The sequence below is a fragment of the Flavobacteriales bacterium genome (genome assembly GCA_016713875.1).
GTDB lineage: Bacteria > Bacteroidota > Bacteroidia > Flavobacteriales_F > PHOS-HE28 > PHOS-HE28.
Genome location: JADJOI010000003.1, coordinates 2,726,056 through 2,744,057 on the forward strand (window position 1 = coordinate 2,726,056; position 18,002 = coordinate 2,744,057).

General features: G+C 65.0%; 19 protein-coding genes and 1 pseudogene. 4 read left to right on the forward strand and 16 right to left on the reverse strand.

Features of this window, described 5'->3' with window-relative positions:
- Positions 1-214 precede the first annotated feature (214 nt).
- Together IPJ87_13095 and IPJ87_13100 are read right to left on the reverse strand one after the other, a co-directional pair.
- Positions 215-919 (reverse strand): type II site-specific deoxyribonuclease, encoded by a 705-nt coding sequence (locus IPJ87_13095; GenBank protein ID MBK7942787.1) that lies wholly within the window; start codon positions 917-919, stop codon positions 215-217.
- The gene (locus tag IPJ87_13100) at positions 919-2,607 is read right to left on the reverse strand and encodes an Eco57I restriction-modification methylase domain-containing protein (protein MBK7942788.1); all 1,689 of its coding nucleotides are present in this window, start codon (positions 2,605-2,607) and stop codon (positions 919-921) included. Before IPJ87_13100 ends, IPJ87_13095 begins: the two co-directional genes overlap by 1 nt.
- 321 nt (positions 2,608-2,928) lie before the next feature.
- Between IPJ87_13100 and IPJ87_13105 the strand changes: the two genes are divergently transcribed.
- Entirely contained in the window at positions 2,929-4,653 is a 1,725-nt protein-coding gene (locus IPJ87_13105) for a T9SS type A sorting domain-containing protein (GenBank protein ID MBK7942789.1), read from the forward strand.
- Positions 4,654-4,781: 128 nt separating this feature from the next.
- On the opposite strand, the gene IPJ87_13110 is transcribed toward IPJ87_13105, so the two are convergent.
- Complete coding sequence (locus IPJ87_13110) at positions 4,782-5,747, reverse strand: T9SS type A sorting domain-containing protein (GenBank protein MBK7942790.1); 966 nt, start codon at positions 5,745-5,747, stop codon at positions 4,782-4,784.
- Positions 5,748-6,070: 323 nt separating this feature from the next.
- Between IPJ87_13110 and IPJ87_13115 the strand changes: the two genes are divergently transcribed.
- On the forward strand, positions 6,071-6,448 hold the full coding sequence (locus IPJ87_13115) for a hypothetical protein (protein MBK7942791.1): 378 nt from the start codon (positions 6,071-6,073) through the stop codon (positions 6,446-6,448).
- A 412-nt stretch (positions 6,449-6,860) separates the two neighbouring features.
- On the opposite strand, the gene IPJ87_13120 is transcribed toward IPJ87_13115, so the two are convergent.
- From IPJ87_13120 to IPJ87_13135, 4 genes are read right to left on the reverse strand one after another with little or no spacing between them, the layout of a single operon-like run.
- Entirely contained in the window at positions 6,861-7,451 is a 591-nt protein-coding gene (locus tag IPJ87_13120; protein ID MBK7942792.1) for a GrpB family protein, read from the reverse strand.
- On the reverse strand, positions 7,448-8,269 hold the full coding sequence (fdhD, locus tag IPJ87_13125) for a formate dehydrogenase accessory sulfurtransferase FdhD (protein ID MBK7942793.1): 822 nt from the start codon (positions 8,267-8,269) through the stop codon (positions 7,448-7,450). Before fdhD ends, IPJ87_13120 begins: the two co-directional genes overlap by 4 nt.
- 21 nt (positions 8,270-8,290) lie before the next feature.
- Positions 8,291-8,869, reverse strand: coding sequence for a DNA-3-methyladenine glycosylase I (locus IPJ87_13130; protein MBK7942794.1), 579 nt, complete (start codon positions 8,867-8,869; stop codon positions 8,291-8,293).
- A gap of 47 nt (positions 8,870-8,916) precedes the next feature.
- Positions 8,917-10,494: a hypothetical protein gene (locus tag IPJ87_13135; GenBank protein ID MBK7942795.1), complete on the reverse strand. Its 1,578-nt coding sequence runs from the start codon at positions 10,492-10,494 to the stop codon at positions 8,917-8,919.
- 46 nt (positions 10,495-10,540) lie between these two features.
- Between IPJ87_13135 and IPJ87_13140 the strand changes: the two genes are divergently transcribed.
- Positions 10,541-10,717, forward strand: coding sequence for a hypothetical protein (locus IPJ87_13140; GenBank protein MBK7942796.1), 177 nt, complete (start codon positions 10,541-10,543; stop codon positions 10,715-10,717).
- Positions 10,718-10,904: 187 nt separating this feature from the next.
- On the opposite strand, the gene IPJ87_13145 is transcribed toward IPJ87_13140, so the two are convergent.
- Positions 10,905-11,231, reverse strand: a complete 327-nt coding sequence (locus IPJ87_13145) for a hypothetical protein (GenBank protein ID MBK7942797.1) — start codon at positions 11,229-11,231, stop codon at positions 10,905-10,907.
- Positions 11,232-11,310: 79 nt separating this feature from the next.
- The gene (locus IPJ87_13150; GenBank protein ID MBK7942798.1) at positions 11,311-11,472 is read right to left on the reverse strand and encodes a response regulator transcription factor; all 162 of its coding nucleotides are present in this window, start codon (positions 11,470-11,472) and stop codon (positions 11,311-11,313) included.
- Positions 11,473-11,490: 18 nt separating this feature from the next.
- Here IPJ87_13150 and IPJ87_13155 point away from each other — a divergent pair, with 18 nt between their 5' ends.
- Complete coding sequence (locus tag IPJ87_13155) at positions 11,491-11,940, forward strand: hypothetical protein (protein ID MBK7942799.1); 450 nt, start codon at positions 11,491-11,493, stop codon at positions 11,938-11,940.
- A 1,115-nt stretch (positions 11,941-13,055) separates the two neighbouring features.
- On the opposite strand, the pseudogene IPJ87_13160 reads toward IPJ87_13155, so the two are convergent.
- From IPJ87_13160 to IPJ87_13190, 7 genes and pseudogenes are all read right to left on the reverse strand, one after another.
- A pseudogene (locus IPJ87_13160) lies at positions 13,056-13,945 on the reverse strand (bifunctional molybdenum cofactor biosynthesis protein MoaC/MoaB).
- Between the two features lie 15 nt (positions 13,946-13,960).
- Positions 13,961-14,449 carry a molybdenum cofactor biosynthesis protein MoaE gene (locus tag IPJ87_13165; GenBank protein MBK7942800.1) on the reverse strand — a complete coding sequence of 163 codons (489 nt, stop codon included), beginning with the start codon at positions 14,447-14,449 and terminating at the stop codon, positions 13,961-13,963.
- A gap of 123 nt (positions 14,450-14,572) precedes the next feature.
- Positions 14,573-14,791, reverse strand: a complete 219-nt coding sequence (locus IPJ87_13170) for a MoaD/ThiS family protein (GenBank protein ID MBK7942801.1) — start codon at positions 14,789-14,791, stop codon at positions 14,573-14,575.
- A 10-nt stretch (positions 14,792-14,801) separates the two neighbouring features.
- Positions 14,802-15,368, reverse strand: coding sequence for a molybdenum cofactor guanylyltransferase (locus tag IPJ87_13175; GenBank protein MBK7942802.1), 567 nt, complete (start codon positions 15,366-15,368; stop codon positions 14,802-14,804).
- Positions 15,365-16,540, reverse strand: coding sequence for a molybdopterin molybdotransferase MoeA (locus IPJ87_13180; protein ID MBK7942803.1), 1,176 nt, complete (start codon positions 16,538-16,540; stop codon positions 15,365-15,367). Before IPJ87_13180 ends, IPJ87_13175 begins: the two co-directional genes overlap by 4 nt.
- Positions 16,537-17,262 carry a sulfite exporter TauE/SafE family protein gene (locus IPJ87_13185; GenBank protein ID MBK7942804.1) on the reverse strand — a complete coding sequence of 242 codons (726 nt, stop codon included), beginning with the start codon at positions 17,260-17,262 and terminating at the stop codon, positions 16,537-16,539. The genes IPJ87_13180 and IPJ87_13185 overlap by 4 nt, the downstream gene beginning before the upstream one ends.
- Complete coding sequence (locus IPJ87_13190; protein MBK7942805.1) at positions 17,259-17,927, reverse strand: ThiF family adenylyltransferase; 669 nt, start codon at positions 17,925-17,927, stop codon at positions 17,259-17,261. The genes IPJ87_13185 and IPJ87_13190 overlap by 4 nt, the downstream gene beginning before the upstream one ends.
- Positions 17,928-18,002 lie beyond the last annotated feature (75 nt).

Consider the following 18,002-nt stretch of genomic DNA (forward strand, 5'->3'; position numbering starts at 1 on the left):
CGAAGCCACCCTCCGGCGCTCCATCAACCATGAAGATGGTCTCTTTCACGCGCTTGGCATTGCTTACCAGAAGTAGTGTAGAGTGCTCCGAAGCTACATGAACGGCTCTAACACGCTCCGTGCTTCAGGCCGTCGCAGATTCTTCTCCTCCCAACTCCGCCTTGGTCTGTCCGCTGCCCGCGAGGGCTTGCGAAGCGATCGCGGCCGGCCTTCCTCACGCCAACACCTCCCCAACCCGTCCCGGTATCGCCGCATCGAACTTGGCCCAACTCAGATCGGCATCCGGTTCGCGCACACCGTTCACGCCTTGCAACGGGTTCACTACGGCGTACCACGCGGCGTTGTAGAGGCGCTTCATGAGCAGGCGGCGCAACCAGATGGAGGCGCGTTGTTGGTAAGTGGCGCCCACAAACGCATCGTCCACAGGGAAGTGTGGTTGCTTGAGGCTCTTGCCGCCGCCGCGCGACTTGTCATCATCCTGCATGAAGAAGACGAAGCCCAACCAGGGCGGCCGCGTGCCGATGAGGCCTTGCTCCGCCGCTTCGAGCAGATCCGTCGCGTTGCCGAGGGATTCCTCGGTGCGGTTGTTCATGTTGTTGCCGTAGCTGCCCAGGATGCTCTTGAACTCCACGGCCGCTACGAGCACGCCTTGGTGTACCACCACCACATCCCACTTCTTCTGCGGGCGGTAGAAGCCGGGGATCTGCAGGTTGCCACCACCACAATGCACGCTCTCGGGCGGCATACCCGCATCGATGAAGATCCCGCGCACCAGTTCGGAGAGCGGATCGAGATGACGACCGGAGGTGACACCTGCACGCAAGCCCAGGTCCTTGTTGCCGCCTTCGCGGGCCTTCTTCTCAGCTTTGGAGCGCAGTTTCCACAGCGCCAGCACTTCCTTGCGCGGATCCTTCTTCATCACTTGAAACCGGGCAGTGCGTTCAGTCCGTAAGCCTGCAACGCAGCACGCGTGGCGCCCGCGCGGTCGCGATCACGGAAGGCCTGGCGCAGCGCATCCCGTTGTTCATCGCTGAGGCTTTCGGGCGCGGGCACGCGGATCATGCGCAGGTACTGCGACTGGAAGCGCATGGTGCCGTTGCGCATCTTCACGCCATAGGCGCGCACGAAGAGCTCGGCCACTTCGGAGAGCAGCAGGCCGCCGAGTACTTCGAGGTCCCAGCCCGTACTGGTGATCCAGTAGAGGTTGTGATGCGGGTAGTGCTGCGCATCGAGTACCGGTGAGATGGTGCTGCTCATGTCCTGCAGCACCAGCTTGGGCCGTTCGCGCAAGCCCGCATGCACCTTGTCGATGGTGGCGTACCAACGGTCGGGGCGCTTCTGGGCCACGTGGCGCTTCTTTAGTGCTGGCGCATGTCGTGCGAAATAGGCGCTCAGCTTGGGGTGCGGTGACAAGTCCACCAGTTGGCCGTTCGCGTCCCAAGGGTTCACGAGGTAGTTGCCCTTCCATTGCACACGGCCCGTGGTGATGTCTGCCGAGGTGAGTAGCGGAAGGAGACGCTCAGCTTCCGCACAGTTCGCATCCTCGGTGATGAAGACCTCATCAGCACCAGTGGCGATGCCGATGCCCACTTTGGTGCCGGTGGCCGCATCTTCCAAGGGATGGAAGCGCTCGGCCATGTCCTCCAGAAACGTCAGCACTTCGGGTGAGCCACTGGGCCAGATCTCTTCGGTGCGGAACCAATCGGGCAGCACGCAGGCAGAGAACATCGGGTCGCGCACAGCACCGGGTGTGTCGTGCTCGAACCAGCTTGTTAATCGTGCGCCACCGAGCTCATTCAATTCGGCTTGTGCGTATGCATACAGCACGCGCCCTTGCACGCCGTTGCGGATCATGGTGATCGCAGGATACGCGGACACCGGCGCTGCGAAGGCATCCACACCGTGCATCTCGAACATGGCGTCCACCGCATAGTGCTCGCTGATGAGCTTGCGCAGTTTGCGTCCGTAGGCGTTGTGCTGCCAGCGGTCGGCCACGATGAAGCAGAGACGACCACCGGGTTTCAGCGAGCGCAACCCCTTCTCGATGAAGCCGACGAAGATGTCGGTGCCCATGGTCATGGTGCTCCACAGGCGCATGTAGGTGTTGCGCCGCTCCTCGGGGATCTCTTGTGCCCGGATATAGGGTGGGTTGCCGACCACAAGATCGAAGTCCGCGCCATCGGCAGCGAGCAGGTAGTCGGCGTGGCGGATCCAATGCGCGACGATCTCGTCCACGTTGGTCCAGCCTTCTGCCACTAGCAACTCGGTAATGCGTTCGCGTGCGGCTTGCACGTTGTGGCCTTGCAGTTCGTAGGCGCGGATGGCGTTGCGTGCATCGTGTATGGCGTGACCGTGCGCACGCAGTGAATCCGACAGGCGTTTCACGATGCGTTGCAAGAAGGCACCATCACCGCAGGAGGGCTCCAGCAGGCGCAGCTTCGACAGGTCGCATTCCGCGCGGTAATCGCTGAGGTCGAGCATGAGGTCCACCACCCATGCCTTGGTGAACACGGCCCCGTGGTTGTCGCCCTCCGCGATGGGCGGGTGTGCCGGGACAAGCTCCAAAAGCTCGCTCTGGTCGAGTAGGGATAATTGTGCTACGGACATTCTCGCCGATGACGAGGAGATCTTCAACCTCCGAAGATCAAAGTAACGCCGTCGAGTTCATTGTCAGCGTGTCTGTGGAAAACCGACCATGATCCAACAAACCACACACGGCCTCCTCCTCCCACCCCCGCAGTGGTCTGCGCGCTGCCCGCGAGGGCTTGCGAAGCGATAGCGGACGACCCTGCCGTAGGAACGCACAAGCCCCAGTGCCAGACAGGGGCTATCTCCCGCGCATCATTTACAGGGACCCCGGCAAGGTTCACCATAGCTGCGCACAGCATCCCGTCGATGTCTACGTTTGTCATTCAACCACACAACCGCATGAAGCTGCTTACCCTGCCCAATACCATCGTTCTGCTCTTGTTACTGGCCAGCGGCGCGGCCCATGCACAAGCGCCTACTTGGGCATGGGGCGTTACGCTCGGCGATGCCGATGATGATGAGGTGAACGCGATCGCCTCGGATGCGTCAGGGAATGTGTACGCCGTTGGCACTTTCGAGGGCACTGTGGACTTCGATCCCGGACCGGGCACTTCGTCGTTCACCTCGAACGGCGTGGATGCCTTCATGCTGAAGCTGGACGATACTGGCGCTTTGGTTTGGGCCAAGAGGATCTCAGGCAACGTTCATCAGTGGGCGCAGTGCGTCGCGGTGGATCCCGCAGGCAACGTGTATGTGGCGGGCCAAGTGGGCATCGGACCCATCGATATGGACCCGGGTCCGGGCACGTTCTATTTGGGTTCGGCAGGTAGTTATGACCTCTTCGTGTTGAAGCTCGACAACGCGGGCGACTTCCTTTGGGCCAAGACCATGGGTGGCATCGGCAGTGAGCTGCCGACCGAAATGACCACAGATGCAAGCGGACATGTATACGTGTGTGGCCGCTATACCTCGGCTAACGCAGACTTCGATCCCGGCCCGGCAACGCATATGCTCGTTTCGAACGGTGGGTGGGATGCGTTCGTGTTGGAATTGGACACCGATGGCAACTTCGTCTGGGCGAACGGCGTGGGATCGGATGTGGCGGGCTATATTGAGGAAGCACTCAGCCTTGCGGTGGACGATGACGGCAACGTGTTCGTCACCGGCGTGTTCGCCGATACGGTGGATTTCGATCCGGGTCCTGCGGTGGTTGAGATCGTAGCCGTTGAGCACATGGACATGTTCGTGACCAAGTACAACACCGATGGTGACTTGGTGTGGGCCAGATCGATCGGCGGACCGTACACCCAACAGGGAGGTGCGATCGCGATCGATGCCGATGCGAACATCCTGATCACCGGCGGCTTCTCCAGCGGAACGGATTTCGATCCCAATGCGGGTGTTGTCATCGCCAACGCATGGCTCAGCGATCTGTTCGTGCTGAAGCTGGACAGCGCCACCAACTTCCAATGGGTGCGCACCGTGGGCGAAACGGCCAACCAACACACGTATGGTGATGCGCTTCGCACCGACGCGTACGGGAACATTTTCCTCGCATGCGACTTCACGGGATCCATGGATGCCGATCCGGGACCCGGAACCCTTAACCTGAATTCGGCGGGCGGAAGTGATGTACTGATGATGAAGCTGGATGCTGCGGGTTCAATGCAGTGGATCAGCACCATGCAGGGTTCCGCCGCAGACAAGCCCAGCTCGATGGTCTTGGGCAACACCGGCTCCTTGTATGTGGCGGTCAATTACAACAGCCCGGACCTTGCCTTCGGTGGCATCATGGTGAACAATGCGGGCGGTTCATCCGGAACCCCCGACATGTTGATCGCACGGCTGGACAGCACCGACCTGGCCACGGGACTGGTGGTGATGGATCCCACGCATCCGGAGGTGATGGCCTATCCCGATCCATTCACCGATCAACTCGTGGTGGGCGGTTGCAACACACGCGACGAACTGCGCCTGCTCGACATGTCAGGACGCTGCGTTCTGCATGAGCGCGCGCTGGGAACGAGCACCACGCTCCACACGGCTCTGCTGAAGTCGGGGGTGTACGTTCTGGAACTTGGGCGTGGTACCACAGTGCTGCGATCGAAGGTGGTGAAGGAGTGAGGCGATGGCCGGGCCTGAAATCGCGGTGGTCGCTCGGCTTCATTCCGTTGCACGTTGCGCGCACGCCGGGGAGGTGAACGCTCAGCCCGTGTTTCCAAGTCTTCCAACCCGCAGTGGCGGCAGGATCCTCACGGCCGCACGAACCGCTGCGTGAATTCCGCGTCGCCGCGCCGCGCGTGCAACACGTACACGCCCGCTGGCAGCGTTGCGATGGAGTGTTGCCATGCACCAGCCTGCGATGCGTCGTGGTGCACGGTGCGCCCACTGGCGTCCACGATCCTGAGGTCGATGGGCGTGCCGCTCGCCGGCCACTGCAGCGTGAGCCACGTTCCGTCCACGACCAGTTGCGCTCCGGACGTGAGCAGCTCCGGCGCAACACCGGTCACCGCGAAGCGCGGCGTGAAGCGGTACATCGTATTTACATCCGGGAACCCGAGAAGGGCATCGAAATCGAAGTTCGCCGTGCTGTCCACCGTGATGGCAGCAGGCTGCCCTTCCACCCAGATCTTCTCGTAACAGGTGGAGAAGGAGATCGGCGAATGGAAGATGCCGCAGTTGGGCCCGCTGGTATTGGTGAAGAGCGTGCCGCCGCCGCTGTTGGGGCCGATGTGCACGGTGATGATGCCCGTGGCCTGCTCCAGGCGGATCTGCCAGCTGGCGAAGTTCATCGCCGGTCCGTTGCTCAGGTGCCAGCGGTGCCACTCCACCGTGAGGGTGCGAGCGCCGCTGGGTCCGCTCACCGCGTACCGCACCTCGGTGTTCTGATCATGCACCTCAAGCGTGGTGAAGAGACCATCCACGATCATCAGGTCGTTGTTGTGGTCCACGCGCACGAAACCGAAGTCCCCCACATGCAACGGGTGGTCATCGTCCAGGGTGATGGGCACACCGAAAAGGTGGAACACCTCACCGTCCAGTTCGTTGATGCGGTCGAAGCCGTCGGTGTCGAACGTGCACGTAGCTACCAGGTCCAGCGGCTGGTAGGGGATCGAGGTCTCCTCGAACGCATAGCTCACCTGTGCGCTGAGGTGGCCGGGCAAGAGAGCGTACAGGACGGTGAGGGTGTGGAGCGCGGTGTTGCAACGTGTTCTCATGCCCGGAGGATCGTGTTGGTGTTGATCCACCGGCAAGGTGATGGCCCCTGCTTGCGGTCCGTCCCCTATCGTGGGCAATGGTTGGGAAGGGGTTGTGAGGTGCGATCACCGCATCGCCCCGTGCCGGGTCCGCTGCTTCAGCGCGCCCATGGAGCCCGGGACCGGCGCACGGCGATGGACCTGTCAACCCCGCCGGTCCATGATCACCGGCCCGATCTGGCCCAGCCCTTGTGTTAACCCTGCGTTAACTGCGCATGAAGTTCTGCCCCGATGGTCGGAAGATGCTCAACCACGTTCGACCTTCGAGGGGCCGAACCCATCCCATGAGCACGACCCCGACCACTTTGCAAGCCCCGGCAGGCACGCTGCGCACCACCGGTCACCACCTGAGCCGCACGGGGACCTTGCATGTCCTTCGCGTCGGCAGGATGGTGCAGGAGCTTCCCCCGGGGATGGTCTTCACCGGCAGCGCGTTCTCGCGGGGAGGTCTGGCACGTGCGCTGCGGATCACCTTCGTCCCGACGGGTGCGTTGCCACCGGCCACGTTCGACGAGTCCACGGGGACCATCCACCTGCACTATGCCGACCGCGACCATCCGGAGGTGCGGGCGCTGCTGCAGAGCCGCCGGTCCCGTCTGTGCTACTTCTGGCGCAGCGCGGACGGTCTGCGGAGCCGGGCCTGGTTGTTGATCTCGGGCTAGGGGAGCCGCGTACCCACCGCGCCCCACCACGGCTGGATCTCGTAGCGGAGCCGACCCGCCTTCACGAAGGGACCCTGCCGCAGGTAGCCCTCGGCCTCTTCGCGGGTCTTGCAATCGTAGAGCAGTACCCCCCCGACATCCCGCCTCGTTCTTATCGAAAGGGCCGGCCATCACGATCAGTCTCCGGGCGGCCTGGGCATCCTGGTGCGCCAGATGCTCCTTCTGCAGGGTCGCGGCGGTGAGGCTGTCCAGCGCGGGCCCATCGCCAGTGGTGGACAGCACGAACCAGCACTTCAGCATCCCGCGATGCGGGACAGGTCGTGGTAGGTACTGTCCGCGATGGTGACATCGAAGATGCGTTGCGACCGGGCGGCCAGCGCCGTGCACAGCAGCAGCACTGCCGTGAAGGTCCTCATGACGAACGGTCGGCCTCGGAATGGGCGCGGCGCAGGATGTCCTGGATGAACGGGGTCTTCATCCGCGTATAGGACTCGCGGTCCGCGGGATGCTCGCTCGCGAGCCTATGCTTCAGCGCTTCGTAGTTGCGTGCGCAGAGCGGATGCCTGCGGAGGAAGTCGCGGAAGATCAAGCGATCGGCGGTGGCTTCATCGGGCTCCACCATATGCACGTGGAAGGTGCGCTGTCCCTGGGCGTCGCGTTTGATGAACCAGGCATAGAACGGCGCGCGTTCACCCATGCTGGGGCGCCAGATGAACTCGTAGCCAAGCTCCTGCATGATGGGCACCACCTCACGACGTACCTGGTCCAGGCTGGTCACCTCCACCTGGATGTCGATGATGGGCTTGGCGCTGAGGCCGGGTACCGCGGTACTGCCGATGTGGGCGATGCGCCGGATGATCGCGGGTGGCAGGTGGCGACCGAGGAGCTCCTCTTCGTCCGCATAGCGTGCCGGCCAGGCGGGATCATAGGGCATCACGGCGATGTGCTCCCGGCTGAGCTCCGCGATGCGTTCCGGGGAGATGTTGGCCCCCCCGCTGTTCATGGCTCCGCATAGGAATTGAATCGGCCGTCCCGCAGAAATCCCACGAGCGACAGACCGTTGGCACGGGCCAGCGCCACCGCCAGGGAGCTCGGGGCACCCACGGCGGCCATCAGCGGGATGCCGGCCACCACGCACTTCTGGACGAGCTCGAAGCCCGCGCGGCCGCTCACGAGCAGTTGGCAGCGGTCCAGCGCGATGCTGTCGCGCAGCGCGGCCCCGATCACCTTGTCCACCGCGTTGTGCCGCCCGACGTCCTCACGGAGCAGCAGCAGTGTGCCTGCGCGGTCGAACAGCGCGGCGGCATGGATGCCCCCCGTGTGCCGGAACACGGTCTGGGCGGCCCGCATACGGTCCGGCAGCGCGGTGAGCATGGCCGGATCGACCGGTCCCCACGGGGTGATCGCCCGTCCGCATTGGGCCTGCACGGCCTCGATGCTGCTCTTGCCGCACACTCCGCAGCTGCTGGTGGTGTAGAAGTTGCGCTGCCAGCGCGCGGGGTCCACCACTGAATCGGGACGCAGCTCGGCACGCACCACATTGCCGCGTTCCTCCGCCTTCACATCCTCGCAGTAGGCCACGCGCACCAGGTCGGCCGGAGCCGCGATCAGTCCTTCGGTGAAGAGGAAGCCCAGGGCCAGCTCCGCGTCGTGCCCGGGGGTGCGCATGGTCACGCTCAGTCGGATCTCGCGGCGGTCGTCCAGCGGTCCATGACCCAGCCGGATCTCCAGCGGCTCCTCGGTCACGAGGATGTCCTCTGCCGGGGCGGCCGTGCCGTTCTCAACGCGGGTCAGGTGAACGGGGGCGGCCAGGGGGCGCATGCGGAGCGAACGCAAGGTAGGCTAGCCCCGCGCCTTCCGGAAGCAGCTGTCCAGGTGATCATCCACCATGCCGATGGCCTGCATGTAGGCGTAGACGATGGTGGTGCCCACGAAGGAGAACCCCGCCTTCTTCAGGTCCTTGCTCAGGGCGTCGGAAACGGACGTGCTCGCAGGCACCTGGGCGCTCGTGGCCCAACGGTTCACGACGGTCCGGTGGTCCACATGTTTCCAGAGGAACCCGTCGAACGGACCCTGGCCGCCTTCCATGATGCGCAGCCAGGCCTGCGCGTTCTTGATCGCGCTCTCCACCTTGGCGCGGTTGCGGATGATGCCCTCATCGGCGAGCAGCCGCTCGACATCCTTGGTGCCGTAGCGCGCGATGCGCTCCACGTTCCAGTCGTCGAAGGCCCTGCGGTAGCCCTCGCTGCGGTGCAGGATGGTCTTCCAACTGAGCCCGGCCTGGGCGCCATCCAGCACCAGTTTCGCATAGAGCCTGCGGTCGTCGTGCTCGGGAACGCCCCACACGGTATCGTGGTAGATGATCATGCGTTCGTCGGTGCCGGGCCAGGGGCAGCGGACGGGGGGTATCGTGGTCTTCATGATGGGCCCTGCGAAGGTGCGGACCGCAGGACGGATCCCGACACGGTTCAGTTCTGGCCGTAGGCGATCTCGAGCCACTTGGTCCCGTTCCAGATGAAGGTGATGGTGTCATCGAGGTCCAGCGAACGGCTGATGCCCCCGCCGACCGCCATGTTCGGCCCATCGAGGAAGGAGATGCCGTTGCCACCGGCGGCGGAGCATTCCGCAATGAGCACCTGCCCGGGTGTGAGCCCGCTGCCCAGGATCCTCTGCCGCACACCGGGAGCACCGGTGGATATGAGCCTCAGGTAGCTCAGATCCCCCGGGTTGATGACCAGGCCGTTCGAGGTGATGACGAACGGTGCTGCGAACGGAATGGTGGCGATGGCCCCGTTCACATGCAGCCTCGTTGCCGGAGCGGTGGTACCGACCCCCACCCGGCCGGACGCATCGATCCGCACACGCTCACCGCCGCCGTTCACGAGCTGGATGTTGCGGCTCACCGAGTTGTGGCCGATCTCCAGGCCCACGTCGTTGATCTCGAACGCACCCGTGTACCCACTGGTGCTGTCGGCGCGGAACTCAAATCCGCCGTTGGTGTGGTCGAAGCGGACACGTCCACCGGGTACGTTCACATCCATCCCGTTCGCATTGCCGCCCACGGCGTTCGTGCGTCCGTAGAGCGAGAGGGCCGCACCTTGAGCACCGCTGCCGCTCTGTGGTCCCGGGAACAGGTAGTCCGTGTTGCTCCTGTAGAGCAGGGCACCATTATCAGCGCTGGGTCCGTTCCGGAGCAGCACACGACCGGCCACTTCGAGGCGTTCGGTCGGCGCGGCGGTGCCCAGACCGATGTTCCCGTTCGCCAGCGCACGCATCCGTTCGGTGCTGGAGGTCCGGAACACAAGATCCTCACCATCCGTGGTCCCGATGAAGTTCGTCGCCGGGTTCGTCCCGGCATTCCCGAGGAGACCCCACGCCGTGGCCGTTGCCGGAGCCAGGGCCTGCCAGCTTGCCGTGCCCAGCGCGTCGCTGACCAGCATCCGACCGGCTGCCTGGTTCCCATCCACCATCCTCATGTGGCCGACCACATGAAGACGCTCAGGAGACCCCACGCAGTGGCCGATGCCGAAGTCGCCGTTCGGCTCCACCCGGAAGGCCTCTGTGCCGACCACACAGCCCCCGAGGTCGCCACCCATGTGCAGACCGAAGTCCCCATTGGCCAGCATGCCCATGGATGCGCTGTTCGTGGTGATGCTGTTCTGGAAGGTGATGTTCGCTGCGGAACCGGCCTGGACCGCCTCCAACCGCAGGCTGGGAGCGATGCTGTCGAGCGACGGCTCGAAGCGCACGTGCAGCATGGATGAAGGAGCCGATGTTCCCACCCCGGTATTCCCGTTCTTAAGGATCACCAGCGCGTCGGAGCGCTCGGCCGCATCAACGCCGAAGTCGTTGTTGGCATCGATCGCGTTACCCACCACGAACAGCCGGTCCGTGCTGTCGGCCGAACCGAATCCGCCTGCGCCGCCGGCCGACGGGATGTAGTTCGTAGCACCGATGCCAAGTACGGTCTCGCCGAAAGAGGGTGCGGTGTTGCTGATCCCCGCAGCGGTGCTGAGAGCACCTGATGCGACCGAAAAAAACCCCATCGAGGTGGCGTAGAGCCCGCTTGCTGTCGCGTGAAAGCCCAGGGCCGTGGTGCCGTCGTTCGATGCCAGCGTATTGCTGCCCGTGGCGGACGAACCGCTGCCGGTCGCAGAGGACGAGATCCCGAGTGCCAAAGCGTTGCTCCCAGATGCGATCGAGCTGCTACCGAAAGCCGCGGATTGGATGCCGGAAGCCCGCGTTCCGAAGCCGGTCGCGAAGGAATGAGCGCCCACGTCCGCATCATTCCAGGATGTGAGGCTGGTGAAACCCGCTCGGAAAGCTCCTTTGCGTGGGTTCCAGACAAGACGGGTCGCGGTGCCATCGGGCACCAGCGCCCCTGAACCGACGGAACCGCCAGAGCTCACCAAGCCGTCAGTACCCGGAATGGTCACCGCTCCGGCATCGGCCGTGATCACGCGTCCTGCACCGCCCCCCCGAAGTCGTAAGCTTGATCCAGCGCTCCACCGCCCAGGGGGATCCAGGCGGTCCCATTGTAGAAGTTGAACTCACCGGTCGTGGTGTTGAACACAGGCAGGCTGGTGGCTGGCGATGCGATGGCATTTCGCTCTGCGGTGGTCAGTCGTGGGATGAGCAGCCCGCCTTTCGATACCATCCCGCTCACATCGATGTCCAACAAGGCACTGGCGGATGAAGAAGCCCCTGTGCCGTTGATGCCGATGTTCTGGGCCGTTACCGAAGCGACGGAGGCGGAGAGCACGAGCACGGCCGACAGACGCATGACGTGGATCGTTGGTCCACCAAAGCTCCGGCCATGCGGGATCCCGCGAAATAGAACCTTCGTTGACGATCCGGTCTGCTCAGCGGCCGAAATACCGGTTCACCGCTTCGGTCCGGTTGGTCACATGCATCTTCTTGTAGATGCGGTGGATGCTTTGCTTCACCGTGCCCTCGCTGACACCGAAGAGGTCGGCGATCTCCTTGTACAGGGATCCGCTCGCGAGCAGTTCCAGGACCGCCATGTGCGCTTCATCGAGTTCATGCCGTTCGCCGGCAACCACTGGGGGCGGGAACGCGTGTACACCTACGCCGAAATGCTGGGCCACATCGGCAGCGTGCACAGCGTTGAAAAGCTCACCGATGACCCGCACAGCACGGTGACGGAACCCTTCTGCGGCAGCTGCGACCGCCTGCGCATCACCGCGGAGGGGAGGATGCGCAATTGCCTCTTCGCCCGGGAGGAGACGGACCTGCTCTCGGCCCTGTGCCGCGGCCAGGACAGCGCACCCTTGGTCGAGGCGAACGTGCTGGCGAAGCACGCGATGCTCGGTGGCCTGCCGCCCTTCAAGCCCGAGAAGCAGGAGGAGGTGCTGCACGACCTGAGCGAGCGGCCCATGGTGGCGATCGGGGGCTGGATCATGCGTCCTTGCGACCATGTCCACATGAACACATGGTCGCATGACCACACGCGCTACAGCTCCTGCTCGTAGTAGATCTTGTAGAACTTCCGTCCCTGTTCGTCCACACCACGTTCGATCTTGTTGCGGTCGCCGTGGATGTAGATGTGGAAGTTCTTGTCCAGTTTCAGCACGCTCTTGAACACGCGGGCCTGCTTCTTCACCGCATCGGGGCTGATCGAGAAGCGTTCCTCCAGTTCCACGGCGCGCTCCTCCTGGAAGCGGTCGCCGAATCGCTCGAAGGAGCCGATCACCTCCTCGCTCTGGAACACTTCGCGCGCGAAGCTCCCCCGATCGAACTCGGTGTTGTCCTTGAAGTACTGCACGGACCGGTTGAGCAGGTCGATCTGATCGGCCCTGGGGATCTCGTAGTCCTGGGGCAGCTGCTCGGTGATGAAGGAGCGCGTCATCTCCAGGAGGTTGTTGGTGCTGTTCACATGGTCCTGCCTGGTGCGGAGCCCGGCGAAGGCCTGCTGCCAGAAGCCGTTGCGCGGATCGTCATCGATCACCAGCACGGTATGTTCACCCGGAGTAAAGAGCACCAGCAGGGCTTGGTCCGGCCGTCGGCCGCCCAGTCCGCGCTTGAGCCGCATGCCGATGTTGGCGCCGCTCGCCTTGCTTTCGAGGAAGATCTCCTTGTCATCGTATTTGAGGATGCCCACGGCATCGTGCACGCCGCCGGCCAGTTCCACGGCATGGAAGCGCACCACGAACAGGTCGCCGCCGCGCACCTCATGTTCGGCCGCGGTGTCGATGAGGAGCTTGGCGATGGCCCGGGACACACCGACCAGGTCCTTGCCCTTTTCCGCCTTGGCGCACAGGGCCTGTAGGGCATTGGCGGCCTTTTTGTCCTCGGCGCTGAAGGTGTGCGTGGCGGCCACCGAGGCGAAGGGCTTCAGGAAAAGCCTGCGCAGGAACTCCTGCTCCTCGGGCCCCTGGAGCACCGCGCTCACATCGGTGAGCACGCTGGGCGACCCGTCAGTGCCCACCCGGTGGATCACCAGTTCCTCCACCATCGCCTCCCTGGCGTTGATCATGCGTTGCGCGCCCGGCCTGGTGGCGAAGGCGAGGGGTCGAAGGTATCGGAGGATGACCGCACCGGCCGAAAGCGGAACGGGCCACTGACCGTGCCTGAACGCATGCTCGTGCACCTTGATCACATGCGGAACGAACGGGCAAAGGGCGTCCATCGTCTCTTGCGCGCCCCGCGTTGAGCCGGGTAACGTGATCACCAGCGTGCGTCCGATCATGCCAGCGATGCCCCGGCCCATCATGGCCCAGGGCATCCGGTCCTGGCCATAGCTGCGCGCGGCCTCCATGATCCCGGGCACCTCGCGGTCCAGGATGGGTACGATGGCCTCGGGCGTGCGGTCGCGTGGTGGAAGGCCCGCACCGCCCGTGGTGAGAATGAGGTTGATGCCTTCGTTGGCCCACGCCTTCACCCGCATGGCGATCTGCTCCGGTCCGTCGGGGACGCACGGCATTTCCGGCCAGCTCAACCCCCAGATGCCGAAGGCGCTCCGCAATGGCGATACCGGCCTTGTCCTCCTTCTTCCCGGCGCTCACGCCGTCACTGATCACCAGCACAGCGGCCTTCACCGGCATGTCAAAGCGGTCCTTCCGATCGCTCTTGCCGCCCTTCTTCTCCAGCAGCCGGATGCCCGTGATCATCACGCCCTTGTCGATGGGCTTGAGCATGTCGTAGATGGTGAGCGCGGCCACACTGGCACCGTGCATGGCCTCCACCTCCACGCCGGTGCGGTAGATGGTGCGCACCCGCATGGTGACGACGATCTCCTGCCCGCCAACAGTGAAGGTGCGCTCCGCATGTTCGATGGGCAGCGGATGGCAGTCGGGGATCGGCTCGTGTGTCCTCTTCACCCCGAAGAGGGCCGCCACCCGGGCGCTCTCCAGCACATCACCCTTGGGCACACGCTTTTCCAGAACTGCGACGATCGTCGCAGGATCGCTCACGGTCACCAGGACCGTGGCCGTGGCCTCGCGCAGGGTGGTGGGGCTTGTGGGTGATGTCGATCATGGAACGGGGCCTGTGCTAGAGATCCGTAGGTGGGCCCTGTGGTTCGACGCTACGGTCGACCTTCCAAACATGCGTGGCATCGGACAGGATCTCCTTCCCGAAGATCGGCAGGTCGGCCTTGACGCGGTCCACCACCCAGGCCACAGCATCGCGTGCAGCTACGCGATGAGGCGCACTGGCGAAGACCATGAAACAGAGCTCGCCGGCCTTGAGGGTGCCCAGGCTGTGGTGCACGTGCAGGCAGGTCATCGAGGGCCACATCGCAAAGGCCTCCTCGCGGATCACGGACATGTGCTCCAAGGCCATCTCGCGGTAGGCGCTGTGCTCGATCGCTTCCACCGTGCGCCCTTTGATGGCATCCGCCCGCACCTGGCCCAGGAAGATCCCATGGGCGCCGATGTCGGTGCGCGTGGCATGTTCGGCGATGCTCGTGCCGACGAAGGCCGGGTCGATCGGCCCCTCCACGAAGATGTCGCGCAAGCAATGGGGGTTCTGCTCGGTCATGCGTTCTTGGAAAGCACCTCGGATGGACTCAGATGGACACGGATATCGAAGGTGGTGGACCCCTTGCCAGTGCTCAAGTCATCTGTGTCGATCCGTGTCCAACCGTGGTTCACACTTCCTGGATCATCCCCCGGCGAACGGAGGCAGCACCGCGATCTCTTCGTCCCCCGTGAGCTTGCGATCACCTGGCACGATCTCCCGGTCCACGGTGATCGCATAGCTCAGCGCGGCGAGGCCTTCGATGCGTTCGGCCAGGTGGACCTTCAGCTCGCCGGTGCCGGCCGCGGACAGCTCGAGCGTGCGCGCACCCGCACGTTCCGCGATCAGTCCGAAGAGCAGCACCTCGATGGGCTCAAAGATCGCCCGGCGAGTTGATGTTGCGGAACAGGTCGGCCGGCCAGCCCTCCCGTCCCAGGCTCACCTCCACGGGAGCCACACGCACGCGGCGCATGGCATGGGCGAGCTTCAGGTCGCCGGCGTCCACGGCCTGTACGAACGGCGACAGGCAACGCAGATGGTAGGCCGCGGCCAAAGGCTCCGCACCACCGGCATGCACGGGAACGGCCGCGTCCACCGAGGCATCACAATGGGCCTTCAGGCGGAGGATGAGGCGGTCGTTCACGGCGGGCATATCGCAGGCCAGCGCGATGATGCGACCATAGCGGCTGCGCTCCAGCGCCGTGATCAGGCCGCCCAACGGACCCAGGCCCGGGCGCAGGTCGCCCACGGTGGTGGCATGGGGATGTGCGTGGCGGGTGACATCCCCGATGATGAGCAGTTCGCGGGCGTGCGGACGCAGCAGCTCGACCGCGCGGTCCAGGAGCGTCAACCCGTCCAGCTCGATCAAGGCCTTGTCCGTACCCATTCGGCGGCTGCGACCACCGGCCAGCACCACCCCGGTCCAGGCGCGGTCGTTCATGGCAGCGGACGGATCACACGCACGCGGACGCCAGCATCCAGCCGGGCCTGCGCAGCTTCCAAGTGACAGAGGACCGTGTCACCGATCAGGCCGCCGAGGAGATGCGAGCCTTCATCCGGCAGCAGCTCCACCCGGCCATCGGTCACGCGGGCCGCCCGGAACTCGTCGCGTTCGCCCTTGCGTTCCAGCGGTGCGGCCAACGGAAGAAGGTCCACGTCCGGACCGGGATCCCGGGCACCCTGAAGGGCGCGGAGCACGCTGCGCACATACACCATGAAGAGCACGAGCACCGCGCGGGGATTGCCCGGCAATCCGATCAGTGGAGTACCGCCCAAGGTGGCGAACAACATCGGCTTGCCCGGTTTCTGACGCACGCCATGGAACATGATCGTGCCACCCTCCCGCTCCAGCACGGGCCGGAGCAGGTCGTGCTCGCCGACGGAGGCACCTCCGGTGGTCAGCACCAGGTCGGCTGTGACACACGCACTTCGCAGCGTCCCGCTCAACCGATCGGCATCGTCGTCCACCACGAGGGGTGGCACCGTCAAGCTCACCCCGACCTCCTGGAGAGCGGCCTGAAGCATCAATTCGTTGCTGCTGTGGATGCGCCCTTCGGCAGCGCCCCCCTCGGTGATGAACTCAGCGCCCGTGCGGATCACCGCCACCCGGGGCCTCCGGGTCACGGCCACGGACCGTATCCCGGACGAGGCCAACAGGCCGATGGCCGCAGGGTCCAGGCGGTCGCCAGCGCGCAGGAGACGGTCGCCCGTGCGATAGCCTTCGGCCTTGCGGCGGATGTGGGCGCCGGCATGTGGCGCTTCACCGGTCACACGCATCAGGCCATCCTTCTCGGTGCAGCGTTCCTGCATCACCACGGCCATCGCACCCACCGGGACCTGGGCCCCGGTGAAGATGCGCGCGCATTCGTCAGCGCCGACCGGGTGGGGCAACACCTCGCCGGCGGCCACCGCGCCGATGCGCCTCCACGGACCGGGGCCGGCGCCCACGGCGTAGCCATCCACCGCGCTCATGTCGAACCGCGGAAAGGCATCGGAGGCCCGGACATCCGCGCCCAGGAAGCGGCCCACGGCGTCGGAGAGCGGAACGACCTCCGTAGGCAGCACACGCACCTGCTGCATCAGGATGGCCCGGGCCTGTTGCACATCGATCATGGTAGGAGCAGCTTGGAGGAGGCGATGAGGAGCACGACACCCAGCACCTGGCGCAACCGGATGTCCGGAAGCCCGCGGGCGCCGAGGGTGCTGCCGATCAGCGCACCGGCGAGTGCCGCGAAGAGCCATCCGATGTGCAGACCGGCCGGCGGGCCGGGCGCATGAAGTCCAATGAGCCCGGCGGCGCTGTTCACCAGGATGAAGGGCGCGCTGACGGCGGCAATGCGGTGCGCGTCGCTCCAGCGCAGCAGCAGCAGGGCGGGGCTGAGCAGTACGCCGCCACCGATCCCGACCAGGCCCGAGATCAGCCCGATGCCTGTCCCCAGGACCGGCGCACCCACTGGATGCACAGGGCGCGTGGCCGCGGCCGGCGCACCGAACAGGCCCAACAGGCGCAAGGCCGCCAATAGAAGGCACGCCGCCAGCAGGCCTTCATAGGTCTCCGCCTCCAGGCTGATCCGCGCACCGAGGTAGGCCATGGGCACGGACAACAGCGCGAACGGCAGAAAAAGCCGCCAGGCGAAATGGCCGGCGCGCGCGTACTGTACGGTGGCCACGGCGCTCACCAGCAGGTTGAGCCAGAGCGCGGCGGGGCGCATCTCCTCGGGTGGCTGGCCCATCAACGCCATCAACGCCGGATGACCGCTGGCGCCTCCGTGGCCCACGGACGCAAACAGCAGGGCGATGAGGGCGATGCCAAGGGCGGCTGGCATGGCGGTCAGGTGATGTCGGGAGGGGCGTACCGGCTCCATCGGCCACCGGCGTACAGCTCAAGCACGCCGTTCTCCACGGGGCGGCCGGCCATCAGGTCACCCGCTCGCTGCTGCATCCGGGCTCCCGTGGCCTCCAGCACATCAAGCGGCACACTGCGCATGTCGCACTCGTCCTGGCCGGGCCCTGGTCCTCCACCGAACACGTGTGCACGGGTGATCGACGGATCGCCTGAGCCATCGGGTGCATGCAACAGCAACACCTGGCCTTCGTTCTGATGCACGGCTCCGCTCACCAGCGGGATGCACAACTTCGAGCAGACCTGATCGATCATGGCCCGTACATGCACGTCGTCGGTACAGTCGGCCACGATGGTGTGCGCCTCCACCAGCACCGGGAGCGTAGAGGCGTCGGCGAAGGCGTCCACCACCTCGATCACGGTCCCTGGCATCGCCTGGCGCAACCATGCAGCGGCCACCGCCACCTTGGGTCGGCCCACATCCACCGGTGCGAAGAGCGGCTGACGCTCCAGGTCGCGGGGCTCCACGCGGTCGCCGTCCACCAAGGTGAGGAGGCGGAGGGGCAACCGGGCACAGCGCTCGAGCAGGGCGTTGCCCAAACCGCCGACACCGAGGACCAGAAGAGAGGAACGCAGCGGGGCTGTGCTGGCGCGCATGCCGCCAAAGTACAGCGTTGGGGCCGGTAGCGAACGAACGAGCCCCCGGCTGTGCCGGGGGCTCGTTCGTTCGCG

Coding starts and splice junctions, on each gene's coding strand:
- IPJ87_13155 (MBK7942799.1), top strand. CDS start 11,491: ATGCCGTTCGCCGGCAACCACTGGGGGCGGGAACGCGTGTACACCTAC.
- IPJ87_13150 (MBK7942798.1), bottom strand. CDS start 11,472: ATGGCGGTCCTGGAACTGCTCGCGAGCGGATCCCTGTACAAGGAGATC.
- IPJ87_13190 (MBK7942805.1), bottom strand. CDS start 17,927: ATGCGCGCCAGCACAGCCCCGCTGCGTTCCTCTCTTCTGGTCCTCGGT.
- IPJ87_13110 (MBK7942790.1), bottom strand. CDS start 5,747: ATGAGAACACGTTGCAACACCGCGCTCCACACCCTCACCGTCCTGTAC.
- IPJ87_13135 (MBK7942795.1), bottom strand. CDS start 10,494: ATGGGGTTTTTTTCGGTCGCATCAGGTGCTCTCAGCACCGCTGCGGGG.
- IPJ87_13165 (MBK7942800.1), bottom strand. CDS start 14,449: ATGACCGAGCAGAACCCCCATTGCTTGCGCGACATCTTCGTGGAGGGG.
- IPJ87_13100 (MBK7942788.1), bottom strand. CDS start 2,607: ATGTCCGTAGCACAATTATCCCTACTCGACCAGAGCGAGCTTTTGGAG.
- IPJ87_13130 (MBK7942794.1), bottom strand. CDS start 8,869: ATGAAGACCACGATACCCCCCGTCCGCTGCCCCTGGCCCGGCACCGAC.
- IPJ87_13105 (MBK7942789.1), top strand. CDS start 2,929: ATGAAGCTGCTTACCCTGCCCAATACCATCGTTCTGCTCTTGTTACTG.
- IPJ87_13180 (MBK7942803.1), bottom strand. CDS start 16,540: ATGATCGATGTGCAACAGGCCCGGGCCATCCTGATGCAGCAGGTGCGT.
- IPJ87_13095 (MBK7942787.1), bottom strand. CDS start 919: ATGAAGAAGGATCCGCGCAAGGAAGTGCTGGCGCTGTGGAAACTGCGC.
- IPJ87_13175 (MBK7942802.1), bottom strand. CDS start 15,368: ATGAACGACCGCGCCTGGACCGGGGTGGTGCTGGCCGGTGGTCGCAGC.
- IPJ87_13115 (MBK7942791.1), top strand. CDS start 6,071: ATGAGCACGACCCCGACCACTTTGCAAGCCCCGGCAGGCACGCTGCGC.
- fdhD (MBK7942793.1), bottom strand. CDS start 8,269: ATGCGCCCCCTGGCCGCCCCCGTTCACCTGACCCGCGTTGAGAACGGC.
- IPJ87_13145 (MBK7942797.1), bottom strand. CDS start 11,231: ATGCGTCTGTCGGCCGTGCTCGTGCTCTCCGCCTCCGTCGCTTCGGTA.
- IPJ87_13120 (MBK7942792.1), bottom strand. CDS start 7,451: ATGAACAGCGGGGGGGCCAACATCTCCCCGGAACGCATCGCGGAGCTC.